22 protein-coding genes are annotated in these 20,245 nt (G+C 66.9%); 12 read left to right on the top strand and 10 right to left on the bottom strand.

What is annotated here, in order from left to right:
- The first annotated feature begins 47 nt into the window (after positions 1 to 47).
- The 3 genes from NKH51_RS00305 (at position 48) to NKH51_RS00295 (ending at position 3,471) form a co-directional block, all read left to right on the top strand.
- Positions 48 to 1,634: a M23 family metallopeptidase gene (locus NKH51_RS00305; protein ID WP_254763250.1), complete on the top strand. Its 1,587-nt coding sequence runs from the start codon at positions 48 to 50 to the stop codon at positions 1,632 to 1,634.
- A gap of 26 nt (positions 1,635 to 1,660) precedes the next feature.
- On the top strand, positions 1,661 to 2,269 hold the full coding sequence (locus tag NKH51_RS00300; RefSeq protein WP_254763249.1) for an alpha/beta hydrolase: 609 nt from the start codon (positions 1,661 to 1,663) through the stop codon (positions 2,267 to 2,269).
- Positions 2,270 to 2,379: 110 nt separating this feature from the next.
- Complete coding sequence (locus tag NKH51_RS00295; protein ID WP_254763248.1) at positions 2,380 to 3,471, top strand: molybdopterin-dependent oxidoreductase; 1,092 nt, start codon at positions 2,380 to 2,382, stop codon at positions 3,469 to 3,471.
- Positions 3,472 to 3,505: 34 nt separating this feature from the next.
- Here NKH51_RS00295 and NKH51_RS00290 read toward each other — a convergent pair whose 3' ends face one another.
- The 3 genes from NKH51_RS00290 to NKH51_RS00280 form a co-directional block, all read right to left on the bottom strand.
- Positions 3,506 to 5,365, bottom strand: coding sequence for an ATP-binding protein (locus NKH51_RS00290; protein ID WP_254763247.1), 1,860 nt, complete (start codon positions 5,363 to 5,365; stop codon positions 3,506 to 3,508).
- Between the two features lie 56 nt (positions 5,366 to 5,421).
- Positions 5,422 to 6,234: a cohesin domain-containing protein gene (locus tag NKH51_RS00285; protein WP_254763246.1), complete on the bottom strand. Its 813-nt coding sequence runs from the start codon at positions 6,232 to 6,234 to the stop codon at positions 5,422 to 5,424.
- 158 nt (positions 6,235 to 6,392) lie between these two features.
- The gene (locus tag NKH51_RS00280; protein ID WP_254763245.1) at positions 6,393 to 7,022 is read right to left on the bottom strand and encodes a helix-turn-helix domain-containing protein; all 630 of its coding nucleotides are present in this window, start codon (positions 7,020 to 7,022) and stop codon (positions 6,393 to 6,395) included.
- A 360-nt stretch (positions 7,023 to 7,382) separates the two neighbouring features.
- Here NKH51_RS00280 and NKH51_RS00275 point away from each other — a divergent pair, with 360 nt between their 5' ends.
- Complete coding sequence (locus NKH51_RS00275) at positions 7,383 to 7,715, top strand: DUF7113 family protein (protein WP_254763244.1); 333 nt, start codon at positions 7,383 to 7,385, stop codon at positions 7,713 to 7,715.
- 42 nt (positions 7,716 to 7,757) lie between these two features.
- On the opposite strand, the gene NKH51_RS00270 is transcribed toward NKH51_RS00275, so the two are convergent.
- A complete protein-coding gene (locus tag NKH51_RS00270; RefSeq protein ID WP_254763243.1) occupies positions 7,758 to 9,035 on the bottom strand; it encodes a DNA double-strand break repair nuclease NurA in 1,278 nt (425 codons plus the stop codon).
- Positions 9,036 to 9,160: 125 nt separating this feature from the next.
- Here NKH51_RS00270 and NKH51_RS00265 point away from each other — a divergent pair, with 125 nt between their 5' ends.
- The 6 genes from NKH51_RS00265 (at position 9,161) to NKH51_RS00240 (ending at position 15,498) form a co-directional block, all read left to right on the top strand.
- Positions 9,161 to 9,424: a hypothetical protein gene (locus NKH51_RS00265; protein WP_254763242.1), complete on the top strand. Its 264-nt coding sequence runs from the start codon at positions 9,161 to 9,163 to the stop codon at positions 9,422 to 9,424.
- A gap of 180 nt (positions 9,425 to 9,604) precedes the next feature.
- On the top strand, positions 9,605 to 11,173 hold the full coding sequence (gpmI, locus tag NKH51_RS00260; protein ID WP_254763241.1) for a 2,3-bisphosphoglycerate-independent phosphoglycerate mutase: 1,569 nt from the start codon (positions 9,605 to 9,607) through the stop codon (positions 11,171 to 11,173).
- Between the two features lie 126 nt (positions 11,174 to 11,299).
- Positions 11,300 to 11,704, top strand: a complete 405-nt coding sequence (locus NKH51_RS00255; RefSeq protein WP_254763240.1) for a hypothetical protein — start codon at positions 11,300 to 11,302, stop codon at positions 11,702 to 11,704.
- A 141-nt stretch (positions 11,705 to 11,845) separates the two neighbouring features.
- Positions 11,846 to 13,585, top strand: a complete 1,740-nt coding sequence (locus tag NKH51_RS00250) for a sensor histidine kinase (protein ID WP_254763239.1) — start codon at positions 11,846 to 11,848, stop codon at positions 13,583 to 13,585.
- Between the two features lie 121 nt (positions 13,586 to 13,706).
- Positions 13,707 to 14,999: an O-acetylhomoserine aminocarboxypropyltransferase/cysteine synthase family protein gene (locus NKH51_RS00245; protein ID WP_254763238.1), complete on the top strand. Its 1,293-nt coding sequence runs from the start codon at positions 13,707 to 13,709 to the stop codon at positions 14,997 to 14,999.
- A 109-nt stretch (positions 15,000 to 15,108) separates the two neighbouring features.
- On the top strand, positions 15,109 to 15,498 hold the full coding sequence (locus NKH51_RS00240) for a DUF7522 family protein (RefSeq protein WP_254763237.1): 390 nt from the start codon (positions 15,109 to 15,111) through the stop codon (positions 15,496 to 15,498).
- Here the strand turns inward: NKH51_RS00240 and NKH51_RS00235 are convergent.
- Complete coding sequence (locus NKH51_RS00235; protein ID WP_254763236.1) at positions 15,476 to 15,652, bottom strand: hypothetical protein; 177 nt, start codon at positions 15,650 to 15,652, stop codon at positions 15,476 to 15,478. The two genes, NKH51_RS00240 and NKH51_RS00235, sit on opposite strands and share 23 nt — an antisense overlap.
- A gap of 180 nt (positions 15,653 to 15,832) precedes the next feature.
- Between NKH51_RS00235 and NKH51_RS00230 the strand changes: the two genes are divergently transcribed.
- Complete coding sequence (locus NKH51_RS00230; protein WP_254763235.1) at positions 15,833 to 16,363, top strand: DUF5813 family protein; 531 nt, start codon at positions 15,833 to 15,835, stop codon at positions 16,361 to 16,363.
- Between the two features lie 51 nt (positions 16,364 to 16,414).
- On the opposite strand, the gene NKH51_RS00225 is transcribed toward NKH51_RS00230, so the two are convergent.
- From NKH51_RS00225 to tmk, 5 genes are all read right to left on the bottom strand, one after another.
- On the bottom strand, positions 16,415 to 16,600 hold the full coding sequence (locus NKH51_RS00225; protein ID WP_254763234.1) for a hypothetical protein: 186 nt from the start codon (positions 16,598 to 16,600) through the stop codon (positions 16,415 to 16,417).
- Between the two features lie 342 nt (positions 16,601 to 16,942).
- Positions 16,943 to 17,173: an Lrp/AsnC family transcriptional regulator gene (locus NKH51_RS00220; protein WP_254763233.1), complete on the bottom strand. Its 231-nt coding sequence runs from the start codon at positions 17,171 to 17,173 to the stop codon at positions 16,943 to 16,945.
- Positions 17,173 to 17,955, bottom strand: a complete 783-nt coding sequence (locus NKH51_RS00215; protein WP_254763232.1) for a potassium channel family protein — start codon at positions 17,953 to 17,955, stop codon at positions 17,173 to 17,175. The genes NKH51_RS00220 and NKH51_RS00215 overlap by 1 nt, the downstream gene beginning before the upstream one ends.
- A gap of 127 nt (positions 17,956 to 18,082) precedes the next feature.
- Positions 18,083 to 18,313 (bottom strand): Lrp/AsnC family transcriptional regulator, encoded by a 231-nt coding sequence (locus NKH51_RS00210; protein WP_254763231.1) that lies wholly within the window; start codon positions 18,311 to 18,313, stop codon positions 18,083 to 18,085.
- A 76-nt stretch (positions 18,314 to 18,389) separates the two neighbouring features.
- Positions 18,390 to 18,983, bottom strand: a complete 594-nt coding sequence (gene tmk, locus NKH51_RS00205) for a dTMP kinase (RefSeq protein ID WP_254763230.1) — start codon at positions 18,981 to 18,983, stop codon at positions 18,390 to 18,392.
- Between the two features lie 112 nt (positions 18,984 to 19,095).
- Here tmk and NKH51_RS00200 point away from each other — a divergent pair, with 112 nt between their 5' ends.
- Positions 19,096 to 20,016, top strand: coding sequence for a complex I NDUFA9 subunit family protein (locus tag NKH51_RS00200; protein ID WP_254763229.1), 921 nt, complete (start codon positions 19,096 to 19,098; stop codon positions 20,014 to 20,016).
- Positions 20,017 to 20,245 lie beyond the last annotated feature (229 nt).

Below are 20,245 nucleotides of genomic sequence, written 5' to 3'. Positions count from 1 at the left end.
TCCAGTTCACAAAGCGATTACGTATCACTGGACCCATCGATGCATCGATGACCGAACGGATACAGACCACCGAATCGGCCACGCTCGCCACGCGGCTTCGGCATCGGCTTCGGTCGTTCGAGCCGATGTATCTGGCCCTATTGGGCCTGTTGGCGATTCCGAGCTACGTCTTTGACTCGCTCGCGGTCCTCGAGGTTTTCGAGGTCTTCTTTCTCTTTTTCCTCTGGCCGTTCATCTCGCCGCTAGTAGATCTGGCGTTGCGACGCGGGGCCGACGAGGAAGAACGCGAGGAACCGACCGACTGGATCCACATGGGCGACTGGCGGGAGTACGCGGCGTGGTTCCTCACGATGCCGCTGACGTTCGTCAACCCCCTCGTGCTGGCACAGGACTTCGCCCAGTGGCTCGGCACCGGCGTCGCGTTCGTCCGCCACCGGGGGACGTTCCCCGACGCCGAGCGCTACGACCAGCAGACCGACTACCGACTGCCGTTCGACGGCGCGTGGACCGTCGTCAACGGCAGCTACGACCACGACTACTCCCACTCGTGGTTCCCGGTGACCCAGCGCTATGCCTACGACTTCGTGATCACCGACGCGGACGGGCGCACGTCCCCCGACGGCTCCGGGTCCGCGGTGGGTTCCTACTACTGCTACGACGAACCGATTCTGGCCCCCGCCGACGGCGTCGTGGTCGACGTCTTCGACACCGACTTCGAGTCGCCGCGCGGCGGCGGTCTCTCCCACCCGCTGAAACGGGACATCCGCGGCTGTTACGCCGTGATCCAGCACGCCCCCGACGAGTACAGCTGTCTCGCCCATCTGGTCCCCGGCAGCGTGGCGGTTGCCCCCGGGGACCGCGTCGAACGCGGGCAGGAGATCGGGCGCTGTGGCCACTCGGGAAACTCCTCGGAACCACACCTCCACTTCCAACTGCAGGACCACCCCCGGTTCGAACTCGCGGCGGGGCTCCCGATCGGCTTCGACGACGTCGACGCGGCGTGGCCCGGCGCGAACGCGGACGACCCAGAGCCCACCGAGGACGAATCGATCGGCGAACTGCTCGAGGACGCCCCGAACGACGGTCGCACGTACATCACGGCCGGCCAACGCGTCACCCACGTCGACCGGGCCGACGGAGACTCGAGTCCGGACGGGGACGACAGCGAAGCGGTCTCAGTCGAGAGCGCGACGGACGGCTACCGAACGGCGACCGGAAGCGGGGAGGGGATCGCCGGGTTGCAACGCGGCGCGTTCGGGGCCTGCGTCGGCGGCGGCGTCGCGTTTCTCGGCCCCGTCGTCGCCTCCCGCTCCACCGTCGCGCTCTTGCTGGCCGCCGGCGTCGCGCTCGCGGTCGGCTGGTGGGTCCGGGCGGCGGTGTTGCAACGGGACCGCTACGAGCCCCGACCGGGCGGCCTCGGCATCGCCGTCGGTCTCGGGCTCGTCGCCGCGGCCGTCCGCTACGGCGGGGCAGGCACGGTCCTCGAGATCGGGACCCAGACGCTCGGCGTGCTGGCCTTCCTCGTCGGCTTCGTCGGCTACGTCGTCCTCGGAGAGTACGACCGGCGCCGCCTGCGCGTGTCGTTCCCCGTCCCTGACGGGCCCACGTCCGCGGCCCTCGACGCCGAGGATTGATTAGCACCGATTCGGAACGACTCGCCATGAGCGACGTGCTGATTCCCGGCGGTCGCGACGTTCGGGGCACCCTCGAGGAACCGACCGACGATCCGCGGGCGGTCGTCGTCGCCTGTCCGCCCCATCCCCAACACGGCGGGTCGCGCAGCGATTCGCGCCTCGTCGCGGTCAGCGACGCGCTTCGCGAGGCCGGCATCGCCTGTCTCCGGTTCGATTACGGCGCGTGGGACGGCGGCCACGGCGAGCGCGAGGACGTTCGCAACGCCATCCGGTGGGCGCGCGAGGAGTACGACGGCCGTCCGGTCGGCGTCTTCGGCTACAGCTTCGGCGCAACGCTCGCCCTGCTCGCATCTGCCGACGCCGATCCCGACGCCGTCGCCGCCCTCGCGCCGACGGCGCGACTCGGCGACGACCTCGACGCGCTCGAGGCGCTTTCGGCCATCGAACGCCCCCTCCACGTGCTCTACGGCGAGCGCGATACGACCGTCGAGTGGGAGCCGATCGTCGAGCGCGCCCGCGAGCGCGGCGACGAGGTCACCGCGCTATCCGGTGATCACTTCTTCGCCGGCGATCGAGACGAGATCGCGAGCACGGCCGGTGCGTTCTTCGAGCGGACGCTGCTCGAGTCGGACTGACTTCGAGCGCAGACTGGGGCTTACGATCCGCTCGAGCGGAGTCGCCGCGCTGTCGAGGACGCATCTCGAGGTGCGCAACGCTTCTTGCGTGGGGGACGCTAGCTTTAGCCATGAGCTTCCGGCCAGGAGCGCTCGTTCGGACTGCCGCGGCTGCAGTCAAACCGCCGCCGCGGCTCGTCGACTGGTCCCTGCTCGTGCTCGTCGTGCTCGAGGCCGTCTCGGGTGCCGTTTCGTTTACCGTGGGCACACCGGCGGGGTGGCCGGTGTTCTGGCTCCACCGAATCGTCGGCCTGACGTTCGTCGCGCTGCTGGGGTTCAAACTCGCGCGAGTCCGCCACCGCCTCACCGATCCCGGTCAGTGGCGGCCGTCCACGCTCCTGTCGGTGCTCACGGCGGTCGGGGCGGTGGGCGCGCTCGCGACGGGGATCGCCTGGGCCTTCGGCCTCGACGTTCGGCTCTCCTACTGGACGCTGTTGAGCGTCCACGTCGGGTTCGGGCTCGCCCTCGTCCCGCTGGTAGTGTGGCATCTGACGACCCGGTTTCGGCTCCCGAGTCGGCGCGACTTCGACCGTCGCCGAACGACGCTCCAGTACACGGCGTTGTTGCTCGGCGGCGCGGTCACCTACCGGCTGCAGGAAGTCGCGAATCACCGCCTCGAGACGCGCGGTGCCGACCGGCGGTTCACGGGCTCCCAGCCGCGACGTGGAACCGGTAACGAAGGATTCCCGGTCACCTCGTGGGTCGCGGACGATCCCGACCCGGTCGATCGGTCCGACTGGACGCTGACGGTCCGCGGCGAGATTTCGACGCCGCTCGAGTACGCGTACGGCGATCTGGCGTCGGACAGCGAGGCGGAAGCGCTACTCGACTGTACGAGCGGCTGGTACACCAGCCGACGGTGGCGCGGGGTTCGCATCGGCGACCTCCTCGATGCGGCCGAGGTCGGCGACGACGCGAAATTCGTCCGGTTCGTCTCGGTGACGGGGTACCGCTGGTCGCTCCCGATCGACGAGGCCCGACGGGCGCTACTCGCGACGCACGTCGACGACGAGCGGCTGAGCCACGGCCACGGGGCGCCGCTCCGTCTCGTAGCGCCCGGCCGTCGCGGGTTTCAGTGGGTGAAGTGGGTCGAACGGGTAGACGTCCGCTCGCGCGACGATCCGGCCCAGTGGCTCGTGACGCTGATCAGCGGCTTCGACTGAGAAGCAGAGTTGCCGAGAGCGACGGGGAGAACGCTCAGTCCCGTCCGTGGCGGGTCAGACACTTCGGGAGGCCGATCAGTTCGACCGGCTCGGAGTTGTCCGGCGAGTAGACGACCATCTGGCCCTTCTCCATGTAGGGGACTTTCGACTCGAGGTTGCTCGGGATGTTGACGCTCTTGATGGCGTCCTCGTCGCCGAGATTGAGGACGACGGTGGTGTTGATCTGTTTGAAGACAGCGTCGTGGATGTCCTGTGGGTCCTGCGTGATGAGAAAGAGGCCGAGCCGTTCCTTGCGGCCCTGTTTAGCGGCCTCGGTGAACTTCGTGATGACCTTCCCCGCCTGCACCGAATCGGCGTCAGTCAGGAAGTTGTGGGCCTCGTCCATGCCCAGCACGAGCGGGGTCTCCTTGATCCGGTCGTAGTCGGGATCGTTCGAGAGCTTCTGGTCGATGATCAGCGACGAGACCGCGAGGACGATCGCTTCGGTCGCCCGGCTGTCGTTGATGTGGTAGGTCGGCACCACGGTGAGCCCGCCAGGGCGGACGAACTCGTGGACCAGTTCGGTGATCGGGCGCGCGTCCTGATCGAAGACGTGACCGAAGCCGAGCACCCGCCGCCGGACCGCGTCGAAGGTCGCCTCGTGGACCCGCCCGGACTCGTCGAGTTCTTCGCGCAGCGCGGGGTCGTCGAGGAAGGTCGTGAACTCCTCGTAGGTCCCCCCATCGCCGTACTGCTTGCGGAACCGCGGCAGAAGCACGCTGACGAGCGCGCCGTACTGGTTGTCGTTGAGGCCGCTGCCCGCGACCAGCCACGGGTTGTCGTGGACCATCGAGAAGGGGATCGTGAACTCGACTTGCTCGGCGCGGTGGTGGCCCGCGGCGTACGACGCCGATCCCACGTTCGGCACGAAGGCGGTCGTCTCGTCGTGGCCGCCGTAGGCGATCCCCTCGCGCTCGAGTCGGCGCGCGAACTCGTCGTCCAACTCGGGGTTGTCGTCGTGCATCTGGGCGTACTCGTCCTGCGGGTCGAACTGGACGACGGCGGGTGTGACCTCGCGGCCGTCGTCCATCGGGTAGGTCCGGTCGGCGTCGAGGTACTGGCGTAGGATGTTCTTCGCGCCGTGGGTCTTCCCCGACCCCGTGCCGCCGGCGACGAGCGTGTGCCGGAAGACCAGCGGATCGCCCGCGTCGTAGTCGTCTTTCAGTCGATAGTCGATGGTGGGAGGCGAGGCGGCAGTACGGACTTTCTCGCCGCCGACCGAGAGGTGACCCAGGAAAACGCCGTCGTCGGGCATCTTCAGTCCGGTCTTGATCTCCTCGGTGTCGTCGGCCTGTCGGATCACCGTCTGCGGCTTCGGTACCCGGTCGGTCATCCGCCGTTTCAGTTCGCCGTCATCGTCGTAGAGGACGGCGACCGGCTCGAGTTCGGCGACGAACTTGTAATCGGACTCGTCGATCCCGTCGGTGCGCATCGCCCGGCGGGCGTGGATCTCCGTCGCGTCGTCGGCGTGGTACTGTTGGGCGTACTCGAGTCCCGTGATGCGACAGAAGAGCGTCTCGCCGTCGGGGTAGGGCGCGAGCAGGTAGCTCCCGATGCGGATCGACGAGCGGTTACCGCGCGTGACGTACGCCCGCAGGGAGGTCTCCTCGCCGTCCTCGGCGACGCGCAGCCCCTGGGAGACACAGATCGCGCCGATGCCGACATCGTCCCCGCTGGGCTCGACCGGCGTCGATTCGAACTCGCTTGCGGTCCCGTCGGTCGTCGCACTCGCGCTCGCGCTCCCCTGTCCGTCGGACCCCGAAGACGACGGCGAGGAACCGGTTGCGTCGGCCGCCGCGCCGTCGTCGGAGTCGGCGTCGGCGTCGAAATCGCCGAAGTCTCCCAGATCGGTCATACGGACTCCATCTGGCCCATCCCTAAAACGCGTTTCCCTCCAGCGGGGCGGACTGTTTATCTGTGACGACCGTCCCGCCCGATCCACAGCGCCCCCGCCGCGAGCGCGACGGCCGCCAGCGCGAGTTCGGTCGTGAAGCCCGGAATCGGCGCACCACCGGCGCTACCAGCCGTTCCGCTGCCGGAATCGTCGGCTCCGCTCGAGCCGGTCGCCGCGTCCGACGCGTTCGGCTCGAGCGCGAGCCCCAGGTCGTCGGGATCGGGATGATCGAACGGCTCGAGGGGCTCGCCGCCGCCGTCGATCGCGACGGTGGCGGACTCGTCGACGACGGCGAGCGGCCAGTCGCCGGTCGTCTCGAGGTCGCTCTCGGCGAAGGAGACCGTCGTCGTCCCGGCCGGGGCGTCCGCGGCGATTCGAACGGTCAGTGTCGCGACCGTCCCGTCGCCGGTCGTTCCCCCCGCGGCCGGCACGCGTCGTTGCTCGACGATCGCCGTTCCCTGCTCGTGGGCGATGGCCGTCGCGGTTCGGACCTCGGTACCGTCACCCTCGAGCCACGGGCCGCGCTCTATATCGGTCACCTGGACGTACTCGGGGTTGTACTGGGCGACCAGCGTCACGGCACTGATGCCTTCGCCGCCGTGGCCGCCGCCGCTCTGGAGGGTGACGTCTATCTCGACCGTTTCGCCGGGGGCGACCGCGACCTGCGCTCGGTCGGGCGAGAGGATCGCGACCTGATCGATTGCGACGGCCGATCCTGCGACCCCCGCCCCCGAGAGGGCGATCAGGACGACGATACCGAGAGTAACAGCCTGTTCGGCGCTCGGCACGGCCTCGACTCGGTTGCCGTGGTCGTCGGGCTCTGGGAACATCGTCCGCTCGTCTCTCGCTAGGGGTGAGAAAGGCATTACCGTTTTGTGCTCGCGACCGGCTCGAGAGACCGCGAGCGTGCGGGTGCAAACCGTCGGTCGGAAACCGTGAAACGAGACGGGACGGACGCTCAGCGGGTCGAAACGACAGCGGCGAACGCCTACTGAACGAGTGAGACGGCGTGATCGTACTGAGTCACCAGCCCCGACTCGGGATCGTACTCGAGGACGCCTGCGTCGGCCATCGCGGGCAGGTGAGAGTGGTGGAGCGCGATCTTCGCGCGGTCGGTGTTCGACAGCGGCCCGCCGTCGAGCGCGGTCAGTTCGGCCGCGAGCTGGTCGACCGACAGCGGCCGGCCGCCGCCCTCGAGCACGGAGAGGAGTCGCATCCGGACGGGGTCGACGAGCGTCTCGAGGAGTTGTTCGGCGCGCTCGGTCTCGCAGATATCGAGGAGCACGGAGATATCGGCGGGGTGGACGGGCGGTTCGTCGACGAGCGCGACGCCGTCGTCGGTCCAGTCGACGATGTCGTACTCCTCGAGTCGCGGCAGGTGGTTGTGAACGAGGCCGATCCGAACGTCGTGTCGCGCCTGACCGGTCGAGGCGTCGGTCGCCGTTCGCTCGAGCAGTGCCGTCGTCAGTTCGGCGAGAGTGAGCCGCGTCCGACGGGTGCCGAGGACCTGAAGGAGGCGCAACCGACGGGGGTCACGAAGGATCTCGTAACACTCAACCGGGACGTTCGCGAGTGGGTCGGGTGTGTTGTCGCCGCCGAGGTGAGCGTCCGAACTCATTACTCATTCCAACCTCTGCAAGGGGGATAAGCCCGTTTCCAAAACGATTTGGGCCGGGAAGAATCGGCTTACTCTCGTAACGAGTGAGTACCCGATCGAACCGCCCGAGAACGGCCAACAGCGGATATTTCCGTTCGGAACGGGACTGTATACGGGTCTATACCGTATCGCTCGCGAAAACCTCACTACACGCTAGATAACCCGTGTTACCGCCCCGTAGTCACCGCTTACGGTCACCGAGGCGAACCGACAGTCGTCGTCGGACGAGACGGCCGGCTCGTCGCTCCACCACGGCCGAACGCCGTCGTGCTGTGAGGCGATGCCACGGTATTTTTGCGTCCGCGAGACGTACGGAGACGTATGCTCATGGTACGCGGTCGCGCCGGCGGGACGGAACTCACGGGGACGCTGTACGAGCGGGGTGAGCGAGCCCCCTCGTTCAGCGGCGCCCCCGACGAAGACGCCGCGTACGTGTGGGTCTGCGACGAGTTCTACGAGGTCGACAGCGGCGGCTCGATCCAGCAGGTCGACGGCCGCGAGGTCAACCTCGCGTTCGAATCGCCCATGCCGCGGGGCTTCGATACGCGCGACCAGGCCCTCGAGGGGGCCAAAGAACACATCCGAACGCAGTTCGCGCGGATCGGGGTCGACCCCGCGGACGTCGACCTCGAGATCGAGAAGAACGACGCCTAGTTTCGATCGTCGGAGCGACAGTTTCCGGTTCTATTCCAGCAACTAGTACGGCTGATCGTCCCACCGGTGGTCGTCGTAGGTGCGATTCTGCACCGTCTCGAACCGGTCCTCGAGCGTCTCGCGCAGCGAGGCCTTCTCGGCGTTGCTGATCCGGGCGAGTTCGTCGGCTTTTTCGACGATGGTCGGCGGGCCGTGGGCGACGGCCACGTCCTGGAGCAGTTGCATCGTCAGGCGCTCGCGCGTCTCGGGATCGCTGGTGAACGCGTAGGGGGCCTCGACGCGGTACAGCAGGTCGTCGCGCGGGTCGTAAACGACGAAAAAGGTGACCTCGTAGGCCTCGTGCTCGAGCCGTCGATCGACGCCGAGCGCGTCTCCGCCGGCGGAAAGCGGGCGGTCGACGCCGCCGCGCGAGACGAACCAGTTCGTGTAGGTCAGCGCCGAAGTATCCCGTTCCCAGCGGTCGCCGTCGACGTCGTCGACGTACTCGCCGCGCTCGAGCAGGCGAGTGAAAAGCGCCGAGTCGTCGCTCCATGGGACGCTGACGTCGACGTCGCGTTTTGATTTGAGCGTCCGCGTCAGCACGCGCGTCGCGGGGTTTTTGACGAACCCGACGAGCGGCACGTCGCGGTCGACGAACGTCTCGACGAGGCGGACGTAGTTCTCGAGGACCGTCGTCGGCCGCGGATCGTCGAGCAGGAAATCGGCGAGGTCGGGGTGTTGATCGGCCCAGCGCAACAGGCCGCGCGGGTACAGCGGCCCGTCGAGGACGAGCAGATCGGAGACCGTTTCGGCGTGGTCGCGGGCGTGGGTGCTCTCGGCGAGGTACAGCGCGAGGGCGTGGACGACGCCCTCGGCGAAGCGCGGCAGCGGCGGGATCTTGACCGCGCGGCTCCGACTGTAGCCCTCGTCGAACTTGCCCCACGTCTCGTCGACGGTCATCGTCTCGTCGTTCGAGTGGACCGTCATCACCGTCGTCCGCGACCGGTGGAGGTCGAGGTCGCTGGGCGTCGCGCTCATCGCCGCCTGCGCGATGTCGATGACGAGTCCGTTCTTGAACGTCGTCGGATTGATCGTCCCCGCGTCGAGCCCGTGTTCGGTCGGAAACTCGCGGTCGCGCAGCGCGACGGACTCGCAGTCGACGAATCGCCGCGCTTGCTCGTCGACCGGCTCGAGGACCGTGCGCCCGTCTTGAGTCAGCGGGTCGAGAAACGACTCCCAGACGGTTTCGGCGAAGGCTCGACGGTCCCGCTCGTCGGCCCCGTGGTCGATCCGCCTCGCGAGGTCCGCGATTCCGTCGAAGTGGACCGGATCGAGCGTCATGACCGGTGACACCCACCCGACCCGCAAAAAGCCAGTGGTCGCGACGTAATACCGTGTTAACTCGAGGGTGTGTAAATAGCTATCAGAAAACGTAAATATGAACGGTCGAAGGAGACGATATCTCGATGTCCGAGCGAGACACGCGGACCGTCCCGGGCGACGGTACCGCGGTCAACTGGCGACAGAACAGTTCCGGCGTCACCATCTACGAGGAAGGAAATCCTGACGCCTGGATCCACGCCGAATTCGAAGCGGGCGTGGCTCCCGAAAAGCGACTCTTCATGATCTGTGACGACTGTGGGGCCGTATTCGCACAGCGAAGTAAACCCGGCAACGGGACCGTCTGTGGCGACTGCGGCGCGACCTTCGACCACCGTCACGACGACTGACGACGCGGGGCCGACCCGGCAGGCCGAACCGGCGGTCCGTCGGTACGGCACTCTGATTTCGGGCAGTCGAATACGTCACGAGACAATTGTCAGAGTTTCGTTATTTTCGCCGATCACATCTGTTCCCGGCGGACGACGGACAACGACAGCTAGTTACGATACGGCGATTTGCGATTTCGTATGGAAGCTGCGCTGATCGTCCTCGACGGCTGGGGACTCGGTGACGGCGGCAGGGACGCGGTCGAAGCGGCCGACACGCCGACCTTCGACCGGCTCGCGGACTCCGGCGCGTACGGTACGCTCGAGGTGGCGGGCCGGCGCGTCGGGCTCCCTGAGGGCCAGATGGGCAACAGCGAGGTCGGCCACCTCAATATCGGAGCCGGCCGCGTCGTGTATCAGGAGTACACCCGCATCTCGGACTCGATCGCCGACGGCTCCTTCCGGGAGAACGACGCGATCAACCGGGCGTTCGACCGGGCACGGGAAAACGACGGTCGGGTCCACTTCGTCGGACTGGTCAGCGACGGCGGGGTCCACGCCGATCAGGAGCACCTCCACGCGCTGATCGAACTGGCGGCCGACCGCGACGTCGAGGCCGTCACCCACGCGATCACCGACGGTCGGGACACCTCACCGACCGGCGGCCGAGACTATCTCGCGACGCTCGAGGACGTGATCGCCGAGCACGGTACGGGTGACGTGGCGACGGTGTCGGGCCGGTACTACGCGATGGACCGCGACCAGAACTGGGAGCGGACGAAGCGGGCCTACGACGCCATCGTCGCTCGAGACGCGGAGTGGACCGCCGACTCGGCCGTCGACGCGGTCGAACGGTCCTACGAGCGCGACGTGACCGACGAGTTCGTCGAGCCGACGGTAATAGAGAGCGAGGCGCTACGCGCCTCGGACGGCGAACGGCGAAGCCGTGAGCAGGGCCAGCCCGCGCTCGAGGACGGCGATTCGGTCGTCTGGTTCAACTTCCGCTCGGACCGCGCGCGCCAGCTCACGCGGCTGCTCGCGGACATCCGCCCGGCGGACTGGGCCGACGAGTTCGAGACGGACCCGCCGGACGCCGAGGTCGTGATGATGACCCAGTACGACGAGACGTTCGACCTCCCCGTCGCGTACCCGCCGACCCAGCCCGAGCAGGTGTTAGGCGAGGTGCTGGCCGACGCGGGCAAGACCCAGCTGCGGATCGCCGAGTCCGAAAAGTACGCCCACGTCACCTACTTCCTGAACGGCGGCCGCGAGGTCGAGTTCGACGGCGAGCGCCGCGAAATCGTCGAGAGTCCCGACGTACCGACCTACGACCAGCAACCCGAGATGAGCGCGCCCGAAGTCACGGATGCGGCAATTGAGAACATCGAGTCCGACGATCCGGACGTGCTCGTGCTCAACTACGCCAACCCGGACATGGTCGGTCACACCGGCGACTACGAGGCCGCGATCGACGCCGTCGAGGCCGTCGACGAACAGCTGGGACGGCTCGTCGAGGCGCTCGAGGCCGCCGGCGCACACGTCCTGATCACCGCCGACCACGGCAACGCCGACGACATGGGGACCGAGGCGGACCCACACACGGCACACACCTACAACGACGTTCCCCTGATCTACCTCGCTTCGGACGGCACCGACGGCGGGCGAACCGTCCGCGAGGGCGGTACCCTGGCCGACATCGCGCCCACGCTGCTCAAGGTCATCGACCTCGCCCAGCCCCCCGAGATGACCGGCGAGTCGCTGCTCGAGTAGCTCGGATAACCTACGTCGGCCGTCGGACTCGAGCGTCCGTCCGACGTGATCGGTCGTTCCGAAATCGAATTCGCCAACTCATGTGGACAATTATAATAGATAGTGACAGATAGCTGTCCCACGCACATGTCATCCGGCCCGGTATTGACAGAGGGAGCGAGACCCCCACGAAACGAGACGGCACCGCTGGGAATCAAAGTACTCTGCGTCGGTGCTGGGCTGCTTTCGGTCGGCACGATCTATCTCGGTCTCGTCGGCGTCATCGCCGGGCTGACCGCAAATCCCAGTTCAACGCTCGTCGGACCGGCGGAGATAGCCATCGTCGCCGGGTCGCTGAACCTCGTCCTTTCGGTCGGACAACTGATCGTCCTGTTGGGCCTCTGGACGCGCAAGCCGTGGGCATGGACGTGGGCGCTTGGCCTGTATGGACTGATGGGATTGCTTCGATACGGACAGGGCGATGTATTCGTCGTGACCGCACTACTCGCGGTGATGGTGTACATCGCCTCGAAAAAAGAGCACTATCGATGAGGTCTCGGCCACGGGACCACAAGGAGGCGCCAGCAGGGGGCACAGTGGAGAGCGTGGACAGTTGCGAGCGACCGCCGTGAGTCGTCGTACAGTCGACCGGGCCACAACACCGAAGTCGGTGTACCCGTACCCCTGAGTACTATGGGGGGAATTCCGTGGCCGGCGGCCGGGTCGATCCTCTCGGGGATCGGCACGCTCCTCTTGCTCTGGTATCTCCGTCGTCACCGCGGGAAGCCGGGAGCGACCTGGTTTCTGCTGGCGCTGGTGGCGCAGGCGCTGTGGTGTTTCTCATACGGCGTCTCGCTGTTCGTCTTCGAGCCGACGCTCAGGTGGGCCTTCGAGGTCCTGACGTGGATCGGCATCGTCTGGACCGGCGTCCCGTTTCTGGCCTTCGGCCTCGAGTACACCGGTCGTGGATCGCTTATTCGAACGCCGTGGTTCGGCGCGCTCGTCCTCGTTCCCGCGATCACGACGGTGTTGGTCGCGACGAACCCGCTCCACGAGATCGTTTGGAGCGACTTCCGTATCGACCCCGTTTTCGGGGCCGCGACGGTCTCCTACGACCCCAACGCGTGGGCGTTCTTCGCGATCATGATCGGGACCGTGTTCGCGGCCGCCGGGACGCTGCTGCTGTTCGATACGGTCATCAGCTACGGACCGCTCTATCGGACGGAAGCGCTCGCCGTCGGACTCAGTACGCTCCCGCCGGGCATCGCCTTGCTCACCTGGCTCTTCGGGATCGGACCGGTCCCGCAACTCAACCTCTCGGCGATCCTCTTTCTCCCGCATATCGCGCTCGACGCCTACGCGTTCGTCGGCGGCGGCATGTTCACGTACAGCCCCTCGGTCCGACGCAGAGCCGACCAGTCGGCCGTCGAAGCCCTCGAGAGCCCGCTGCTCGCCGTCGACACCGACGAGCGAATCGTCGACTGTAACCCCGCCGCCGAGTCCCTCTTCGACCTCGAAGCGCCGGACGTTCTCGGCGCGTCGCTCGAGCGAGCGACCGGTCTGACCATCGACGGCGGCGCCGACACGCAGGTAGTGACGGACACCGACCGCGGCGAGCGCCGCGAGCTCGCCGTCTCGACCTCGACACTGCGGGACGGCTCGGACCGGGTCGTCGGCCACACCGTCCTCCTGCAAGACATCACCGACCAGCGGCGACGCGAACAGCGCCTCGAGATCCTCAACCGCGTGCTGCGCCACAACCTCCGCAACGATCTGACCGCCGTTCGGGGCTACGTCGGTATCGCGGCCGACCACGCCGACGACGACCTCGCGACGATGCTCGAGTCGGTCCACGACGACATCGATGGCGTCCTCGAGACCAGCGAAAAGGCCCGAAACTTCGAACGAGCGATCGAGTCGACGGAGGGGTCACCGTCGGCGTTCACGGCCCGCGACGCGTTCGACGATATCGCGGCTGACCTCGAGGCGGAGACTGACGGCCGCATCGCGATCGACGTTCCCGACGACCTCGCGGTGTGCGTCGACCGGGAGCTGTTCGACCTCGCGTTCGAGAATCTCGCCGAGAACGGCCTCGTTCACAACGACGCCGACGAACCGCGTGTAACGATCAGCTTCGAGCACATCGAGAGCGACCGGCGCGTCGTCTTCGCCGTCCGTGACGACGGGCCTGGAATTCCGGACCACGAACTCGCCGTCCTCGAGCGCGGCGAGGAGACGGCGCTGGAACACGGCAGCGGCCTCGGGCTGTGGGTCGCCTCGTGGTGCGTAACGGCGCTCGGCGGCGAACTCGCGTTCGAGACGGCGGCAAACGGGACGACGGCAATCGTTCGCGTGCCCGGCGTCGTCGAGCCAAGTATGACGGTCGGGAACGAGCCCAGTGGCGCCGGCCAGGCGACCGACCGATTGTCGTGACTTGTCGCGAGCACCGAGTCGTGGGACACGAACGAGGAAAGGGTTGCCCACAACTCGGTCGCGTTCCGCCTCGAGGGAGACGACTAGTGGTTTTACTACGGACCGATACAACGGCGCTGGTATGAGCGACGAATCCGATTCGGACGGACACCGCTTCGCCACGAACAGCGTCCACGCCGGTCAGGAGCCGGACCCGACGACGGGGGCCCGCGCGCCGCCGATCTACCAGACCACGTCCTACGTCTTCGACGACACGGACCACGCCGCGGACCTGTTCGGCTTGAAGGAGTTCGGGAACATCTACTCGCGGATCATGAACCCGACGAACGCCATGCTCGAGGAGCGCATCGCGACTCTCGAGGGCGGCGTCGGCGCGCTCGCGACCGCGTCGGGGATGGCCGCGTTCGATCTGGCGACGTTCATCCTCGCGGAGGCCGGCGACAACATCGTCTCCTCGTCGTCGCTGTACGGCGGGACCTACACCTACCTCACCCACACCGTCGAGAAGCGAGGCATCGAGACGACGTTCGTCGACACGCTCGACTACGACGCCTACGCGGAGGCCATCGACGACGATACCGCGTTCGTCCACCTCGAGACGATCGGCAACCCCGCGCTCGTCACCCCGGACATCGAGCGGATCGCCGACATCGCCCACGACCACGACGTCCCGCTGTTCGTCGACAACACCTTCGCCACGCCGTTCCTGTGCCGGCCGCTCGAGCACGGCGCGGACCTGGTCTGGAACTCGACGACCAAGTGGATCCACGGCGCGGGGTCGACGGTCGGCGGGATCCTCGTCGACGGCGGTTCCTTCCCGTGGGACGAGGGCGACTACCCCGAACTCACCGAGCCGAACCCGGCCTACCACGGCGTCAACTTCCACGAGACGTTCGGCGAGATGGCCTTCGCGATCGCCGCCCGCACCCGCGGCCTCCGCGACCTGGGCAACCAGCAGTCGCCGTTCGACGCCTGGACGACGCTCCAGAAACTCGAGTCGCTGCCCCTCCGGATGGAGAAACACTGCGACAATGCGATGGCCGTCGCGGAGTACTTAGAGGACCACGAGGACGTCGCCTGGGTCAACTACCCCGGCCTCGAGAGCCACGAGACCCACGAGAACGCCAAAGAGTACCTCGAGGGCGGCTACGGCGGCATGATCACGTTCGGCCTCGAGGGCGGCTACGACGCGGCCGAGACGGTCTGTAACGAGGTCGATCTGGCGAGTCTGCTGGCCAACGTCGGCGACGCGAAGACGCTGATCATCCACCCCGCGAGCACGACCCACCAGCAGCTCACCGAGGAGGAGAAGCTGGCAAGCGGCGTCACCGACGATCTAGTGCGCCTCTCGGTCGGCATCGAGGACGTCGACGACGTGATCGCGGACCTCGACCGGGCGATCGAGCAGGCCTGAGACGAGGCTATCACGGCCGATATCGGGACCGCCCGTCACTGTCGGCGGCGATTTCAGCGGACTGTAACTAGCCCGCGTCGTTAAGGTCGCACGGTTCGACTGTTCTCCCATGCCAACCGGGATACTCACCGAGGACGCAACGGAGCAGATCGTCGCGACCTGTCGGACGGCCATCGGCGACAGTCTCCGCTCGATCACGTACTTCACGCGCGACGACTTCGAGCAGGTCTATCTCCGCGAGGACCTGGAGCGCGACGCCGACCTCTCGACGTTCATCGGCCACGAGTGGCGCGGGTTCAAGACCACCCAGACAGCCTACGAGGGGTCCGAACTCGGGGCGTACGACTACACGATCCGCGTGTTCGACAACGGCTTCCTCATCCGGGTCACGAACGACAGCGAGGGCGTCTTCGTCACCACGGACGGGCTCACGGTCAAAGACTTCGAAGAAGTCGCAACGGCGCTCGATACGTTCCTCAGCGAGCGCGAGATTTCGTAGCGGCGTCGCGCGCCTCCTCGAGATCGATGTCGTCTTCGGCGGCCTCCTCGTCGGCGTCCGACGCGCCGATCGGCAGGCCGGAGCCGTAATCGTCGTCCGTCCCGAGGAGGCGCGCGAACCGACGACGTTCCGCAGCGTGTCTGTCGATGGTCATATCATCGGACGGAAGGCGGTTTCCCCTGTAGTAATGCGGAGCATTTTCCGTAACAACGTGGTACTTCTCGAGCGAAACGATCGAAACGGTATTTGCCGTCGGGTCTCCGGTCCCGAAATCGCTCCGTGCCCGGCCGCCACAACGTAACACCCTTTTTCGGCACGCCCGTTCGATTCCCCAATGACTGCCCTTCCCGAGCCCGTCGAACGCGAACTCGAGTCCCACGACGCGTTCGACCGGACCGACGACGGCTACGAACTGACGACGACGGTCTTCGAGACGAGTATCAGGGCCGACGAGGCCGAGGGGAACCGCGACGGCCGGTTCCGCGTCACCGTTTCCCTCCCGACGCTCGACGCCGCCGTCGCGGACGAGGTCGTCGCCCCCGTCGTCGAGGACGGCTGGTTCGAGACCCTCGAGCGCCGCCTCGAGGACACCTTCGGCGTCGCACACACGAGCACCCACGACGAGCCCGTCGTCGAACGCGAGGGCGACGAGGTCCGGGTCCGCCTCGAGTACACCGCCTGGGACGCCGCCGAGGGCGTCGCCGACGCCAAAGCGCTCGTCGAGTTCGTCGAGGGGACCTACGCGCAAGGCCTCATCCCCGGCTACGAGTACCGCGGCCCGGCGGCGACGCTGCTCGAGAACGCCCAAAACCGCGGCCAGCAGGCCGCTGACGGTGACGGGAGCAGCGGGGGGATGCCGCTCTAAGCGACGAAAGCGAATCCAGTATCGCAGTGAGAGGCGGTCGAACCGAGCGACCTACTCCTCCGGACGCCGGTCGGGCCGATAGACCTCGGCCCAGAGGAACCCGACGCCGATAGCGGCGTAGAGAAGCCCCAGCGCGGCGACTACCCGGTCGTCCGCCGCCCAGAACGACCCCGCCTGAACGAGCCCCAGAAGAACCATCGCGCTTCCGATCGCCGCTTTCTGCCGCGCACTCGCCATGTCGAGCTATTGTTTCGCTCGAGTGATAAATCCGACCGGTCCCGATCGGGTAAGCACGGGTGCGCTGCCCCGTATACTGGCCGGGAGCACGTATACTGGCCGGGAGCACGGCTCGAGCAGACGCGAGAGCCGGGCGACCCGGGGGAGGGCAGGCCGTCACCCGGTTACCGACCGCGAGCGAGTGAACCGAGCGAGCGGGCCGACGACTGACCCGGAAAGCGCGGCGCTACGCGCCGCGGCGAGACGAGCGGCAACGCCGCGAGCCAGGGGAAGGAGGAGTGCTTTTCATCCAAGTTTTGCCGAGGGCCAACTTCGCTGGCCCGCAGCGCAAAACTTGGGTCCTTAGTCCATCGCGATGTACGTCTGGGTGTCCTCGACGCCCTCGATCGCCTGGATACGGGTGGCGGCGATCTCCTTGACCGCGGCCGGCGTCTCGACCTGGGCTTTCGCGATGAGATCCACGTCGCCGGCGACGATGTGGGCCGATTGTACGCCGTCGATGGATTCGATGCTGTCTCTGAGCCGGTCCGCCTCGCCCGTGTTCGCTTTGATCATGACGAACGCTGTAACCATCAGTTGACACCTCCTGTATCGGATTCCGTCTCTGCGTCGTCCGTATCGTCGGTTTCGTGCTCCGCCAGCAGTTCCGTCGCGCCTGAGCGCGCGTCCGAGCCCGCGTTAGCAGCCGCTTTCCTCGGCGTCTCGCCGACCAACAGCTGGCGCACCTCGCTCAGCACGTCGAAGTCCGCGAGGACGACGAGTCGGTCGCCGTCCTCGAGCGAGAGGTCTTCGTCGGGGATGCCGAGGTCCGCGCCGCGCTTCCCGAAGGCGAGGACGGTCGCGTCGGCCGGTAAGTGCAGTTCGCCCATCGTGTAGCCGTTGACGGGAGCGGCGTCGGTGATCGTGAGCTCGACGACCTGCAGGTACGGGGCGATGTCCGCGATAGCGCGGATCGTGCCGCCGAGCAGGGCGTTTTTCGCGCCGATCGCGCCGAGGCGCTCGGGGTAGATCACCTCGTCGACCTGGTCGGCGTACTTGCGGTAGATCCCCTCGCGGTAGGCCTCGTCGATCCGCATGACCGTCCGGCAGCCGTAGTGGTTGGCGATCATGCAGGCGGTGAAGTTGACGTTCAGGTCGCCCGTCAGCGCCCCGACGGCGTCGGCGTTCGAGACGCCGGCCGCCTCGAGGACGTCCTCGTGGGAGCCGTCGCCCTCGACGACGGCGAAGTCCTGATTGCGGGCGCGCCTGATCGTCGGTTCGTCGCGTTCGACCAGCGTCACCTCGTGGTCTTCGTCGCGCAAGACGCGTGCTGTGCGCAGGCCAACCCGTCCCGCCCCGATAATCACGAACCGCATGAACAGGGGTACGCCGGCCCCGGTGAATAAGCTTGCCCCGGTATACCATGACAAGGGATCGGGCGGCGACGCTCGAGCGACGACGAGCAGTTCACGGGGGAACCACAGAAAGTGACGCCCGACTGCACTATCCCATGGCGATGTAGGTCTTCGTGTCGGTGACGCCGCCGAGTCCCTGAATGCTCGAGGAGACGGTCTGTAACACGTCGTAGACCTCCGGGGCGTCGACCTCCGCGATGATGTCGTAGTTGCCCGCGACGATGTGCGCGTTGGCGACCGACTCGAGGCCGCCGATATCCGCGAGCAGCCCCTCGGATTTTCCGGCGGCCGTCTTCACCATGATGAACGCGTGGACCATCGGGAGTGTGGTACATCGTGCCACGACTAAAGCGTTTGCCCGAGCACCCCCACTCGCGGACGACGTTCAGCCCCTCTCAGTCGGCCGCGGCCAGCGCGTCGGTCACCGCCTCGAGCACCGCGTCCGGCTCCTGAGTCGCGTCGACGCGGACGAACCGATCGGGGTCGCGCTCGAGCAGTCGCTCGTAGTTGTCCCGAACCGCGGCGAGGTACTCGGCGCGTTCGAACTTGTTCGTCGTCCCCGCTCGAGCGGCGGCGGTTTCGGGGTCGAGATCAAGGTAGATCGTCAGGTCCGGCACGATCGAGAACGGGCGGTGAAGGTCGACGACGTACTCGAGCGGGTCCGCGAGGTCGACCCGATCCGAGCGCTCGAGGGTCGCGCCTTGGTAGGCAAAGCGGGAGTCGGAATAGCGGTCGGAGATCACGAGGTCGCCGCGCTCGAGGGCAGGTTCGATCACCCGCGAGAGGTGGTCGGCGTGATCGGCGGTGTACAGAAAGAGTTCGGCCAGCGGGTCGGCGTCGTCGTCCTCGATCGAGCGGTAGACGGCCTCGCCGTACCACGAGTCGCTCGTGGGCTCGCGCGTGAACACGGCGTCGGGATACCGTTCCTGGAGGGCCTCCCAGACCGTCGTCTTCCCGCTGCCGTCCAATCCCTCGAGCGTGACCAGCATACACCCACGTCGTGGAGAGGGCTATTTAGATGTAGCACAATCGGTCGAGCGCTGCACTCACCGAACAGTGAAGGCGACTAGGTATTTATCGCTGGGACAGCACAATCCGGGCATGAAGATCCTCGTCGCCGGCGGCACCGGCTTCATCGGGACGACCCTGTGTGCGGAACTGGCAGCGCGCGGCCACGAGGTGACGGCCCTCTCGCGATCCCCGGACGCCGGCGATCTGCCCGACGGCGTCGACTCCGCGATGGGCGACGTGAGCGCGTACGACTCGATCGTCGACGTCGTGACGGGCTACGACGCCGTCGTCAATCTCGTCTCGCTCTCGCCGCTCTACCAGCCCCCGAAGGGGAAGACCCACGAAGAAGTCCACCTCGGCGGCACCGAGAACCTCGTCCGGGCCGCTGAAGCAGCCGGCGTCGGCCGCTTCCTGCAGATGAGCGGGCTCGGAGCGGATCCGAACGGCACGACGGCATTCCTTCGCGCCAAGGGAAAAGCCGAGGACGTCGTCAGGGACTCGAGTCTGGCGTGGACGATCGTCCGCCCATCCGTGGTCTTCGGCGATGGGGCCGAGTTTCTCGAGTTCACGAAGCGGGTGACGACGCCGTACGTGACGGGGCTGCCCGCCGGCGGGAAGACCCGATTCCAGCCGATCTGGGTCGGCGATCTAGCCCCGATGCTCGCCGAGGCGCTCGAGGACGACGACCACGCGGGCGAGACGTACGAACTCGCCGGTCCGGAGGTGCTCACGCTCGCGGACGTGACGAAGCTGGCCTACGCGGCGGAGGGAAAGGACGTCACGATCGTCCCGGTTCCGATGGGACTGTCGAAAGTCGGGCTTTCGGCTGTCGGCCCGGTGCCGTTCGTCCCGTTCGGACCGGATCAGGCCCGCTCGCTCGAGGTCGATAACACCGTCACCGACAACGACGTGACCGCGTTCGGCCGCGATCCGGCGGAGTTGACGACCCTCGGCGCGTACCTCGGCCTCGAGGGGGACGGCGCTCGAGTGCGACCGACCGAAACGGCGTGAGAGCGACTGTCGTGCTTCGGCCACCGGCTGTAATGATCTGTCACCCCGACCCGCTCCCCTGAAACACGTATTATAAAAAACACCACAGGATAGAATAGAAGTCGGGTCTCGGCTCGGAATAACGGCTCGAATCCACCACCAGCCGGCCGATTCGGAGCGATATTGAATTAATAAAGAAATTCAGTTTAGCACAAGACTTATATCCTCCATCGCACTGTTACCAATCCAA

The sequence above is a fragment of the Natrinema marinum genome (assembly GCF_024296685.1).
Lineage (GTDB): Archaea > Halobacteriota > Halobacteria > Halobacteriales > Natrialbaceae > Natrinema > Natrinema marinum.
The sequence above is the reverse complement of the archived record's forward strand: the minus strand, read 5'-3'. Positions and strand labels throughout refer to the sequence as shown.

Bases quoted from the DNA above. Each gene is read 5' to 3' on its own strand.
- NKH51_RS00305 (WP_254763250.1), top strand. From the start codon at position 48: ATGACCGAACGGATACAGACCACCGAATCGGCCACGCTCGCCACGCGG.
- NKH51_RS00300 (WP_254763249.1), top strand. From the start codon at position 1,661: ATGAGCGACGTGCTGATTCCCGGCGGTCGCGACGTTCGGGGCACCCTC.
- NKH51_RS00295 (WP_254763248.1), top strand. From the start codon at position 2,380: ATGAGCTTCCGGCCAGGAGCGCTCGTTCGGACTGCCGCGGCTGCAGTC.
- NKH51_RS00290 (WP_254763247.1), bottom strand. From the start codon at position 5,365: ATGACCGATCTGGGAGACTTCGGCGATTTCGACGCCGACGCCGACTCC.
- NKH51_RS00285 (WP_254763246.1), bottom strand. From the start codon at position 6,234: ATGTTCCCAGAGCCCGACGACCACGGCAACCGAGTCGAGGCCGTGCCG.
- NKH51_RS00280 (WP_254763245.1), bottom strand. From the start codon at position 7,022: ATGAGTTCGGACGCTCACCTCGGCGGCGACAACACACCCGACCCACTC.
- NKH51_RS00275 (WP_254763244.1), top strand. From the start codon at position 7,383: ATGCTCATGGTACGCGGTCGCGCCGGCGGGACGGAACTCACGGGGACG.
- NKH51_RS00270 (WP_254763243.1), bottom strand. From the start codon at position 9,035: ATGACGCTCGATCCGGTCCACTTCGACGGAATCGCGGACCTCGCGAGG.
- NKH51_RS00265 (WP_254763242.1), top strand. From the start codon at position 9,161: ATGTCCGAGCGAGACACGCGGACCGTCCCGGGCGACGGTACCGCGGTC.
- gpmI (WP_254763241.1), top strand. From the start codon at position 9,605: ATGGAAGCTGCGCTGATCGTCCTCGACGGCTGGGGACTCGGTGACGGC.
- NKH51_RS00255 (WP_254763240.1), top strand. From the start codon at position 11,300: ATGTCATCCGGCCCGGTATTGACAGAGGGAGCGAGACCCCCACGAAAC.
- NKH51_RS00250 (WP_254763239.1), top strand. From the start codon at position 11,846: ATGGGGGGAATTCCGTGGCCGGCGGCCGGGTCGATCCTCTCGGGGATC.
- NKH51_RS00245 (WP_254763238.1), top strand. From the start codon at position 13,707: ATGAGCGACGAATCCGATTCGGACGGACACCGCTTCGCCACGAACAGC.
- NKH51_RS00240 (WP_254763237.1), top strand. From the start codon at position 15,109: ATGCCAACCGGGATACTCACCGAGGACGCAACGGAGCAGATCGTCGCG.
- NKH51_RS00235 (WP_254763236.1), bottom strand. From the start codon at position 15,652: ATGACCATCGACAGACACGCTGCGGAACGTCGTCGGTTCGCGCGCCTC.
- NKH51_RS00230 (WP_254763235.1), top strand. From the start codon at position 15,833: ATGACTGCCCTTCCCGAGCCCGTCGAACGCGAACTCGAGTCCCACGAC.
- NKH51_RS00225 (WP_254763234.1), bottom strand. From the start codon at position 16,600: ATGGCGAGTGCGCGGCAGAAAGCGGCGATCGGAAGCGCGATGGTTCTT.
- NKH51_RS00220 (WP_254763233.1), bottom strand. From the start codon at position 17,173: ATGGTTACAGCGTTCGTCATGATCAAAGCGAACACGGGCGAGGCGGAC.
- NKH51_RS00215 (WP_254763232.1), bottom strand. From the start codon at position 17,955: ATGCGGTTCGTGATTATCGGGGCGGGACGGGTTGGCCTGCGCACAGCA.
- NKH51_RS00210 (WP_254763231.1), bottom strand. From the start codon at position 18,313: ATGGTCCACGCGTTCATCATGGTGAAGACGGCCGCCGGAAAATCCGAG.
- tmk (WP_254763230.1), bottom strand. From the start codon at position 18,983: ATGCTGGTCACGCTCGAGGGATTGGACGGCAGCGGGAAGACGACGGTC.
- NKH51_RS00200 (WP_254763229.1), top strand. From the start codon at position 19,096: ATGAAGATCCTCGTCGCCGGCGGCACCGGCTTCATCGGGACGACCCTG.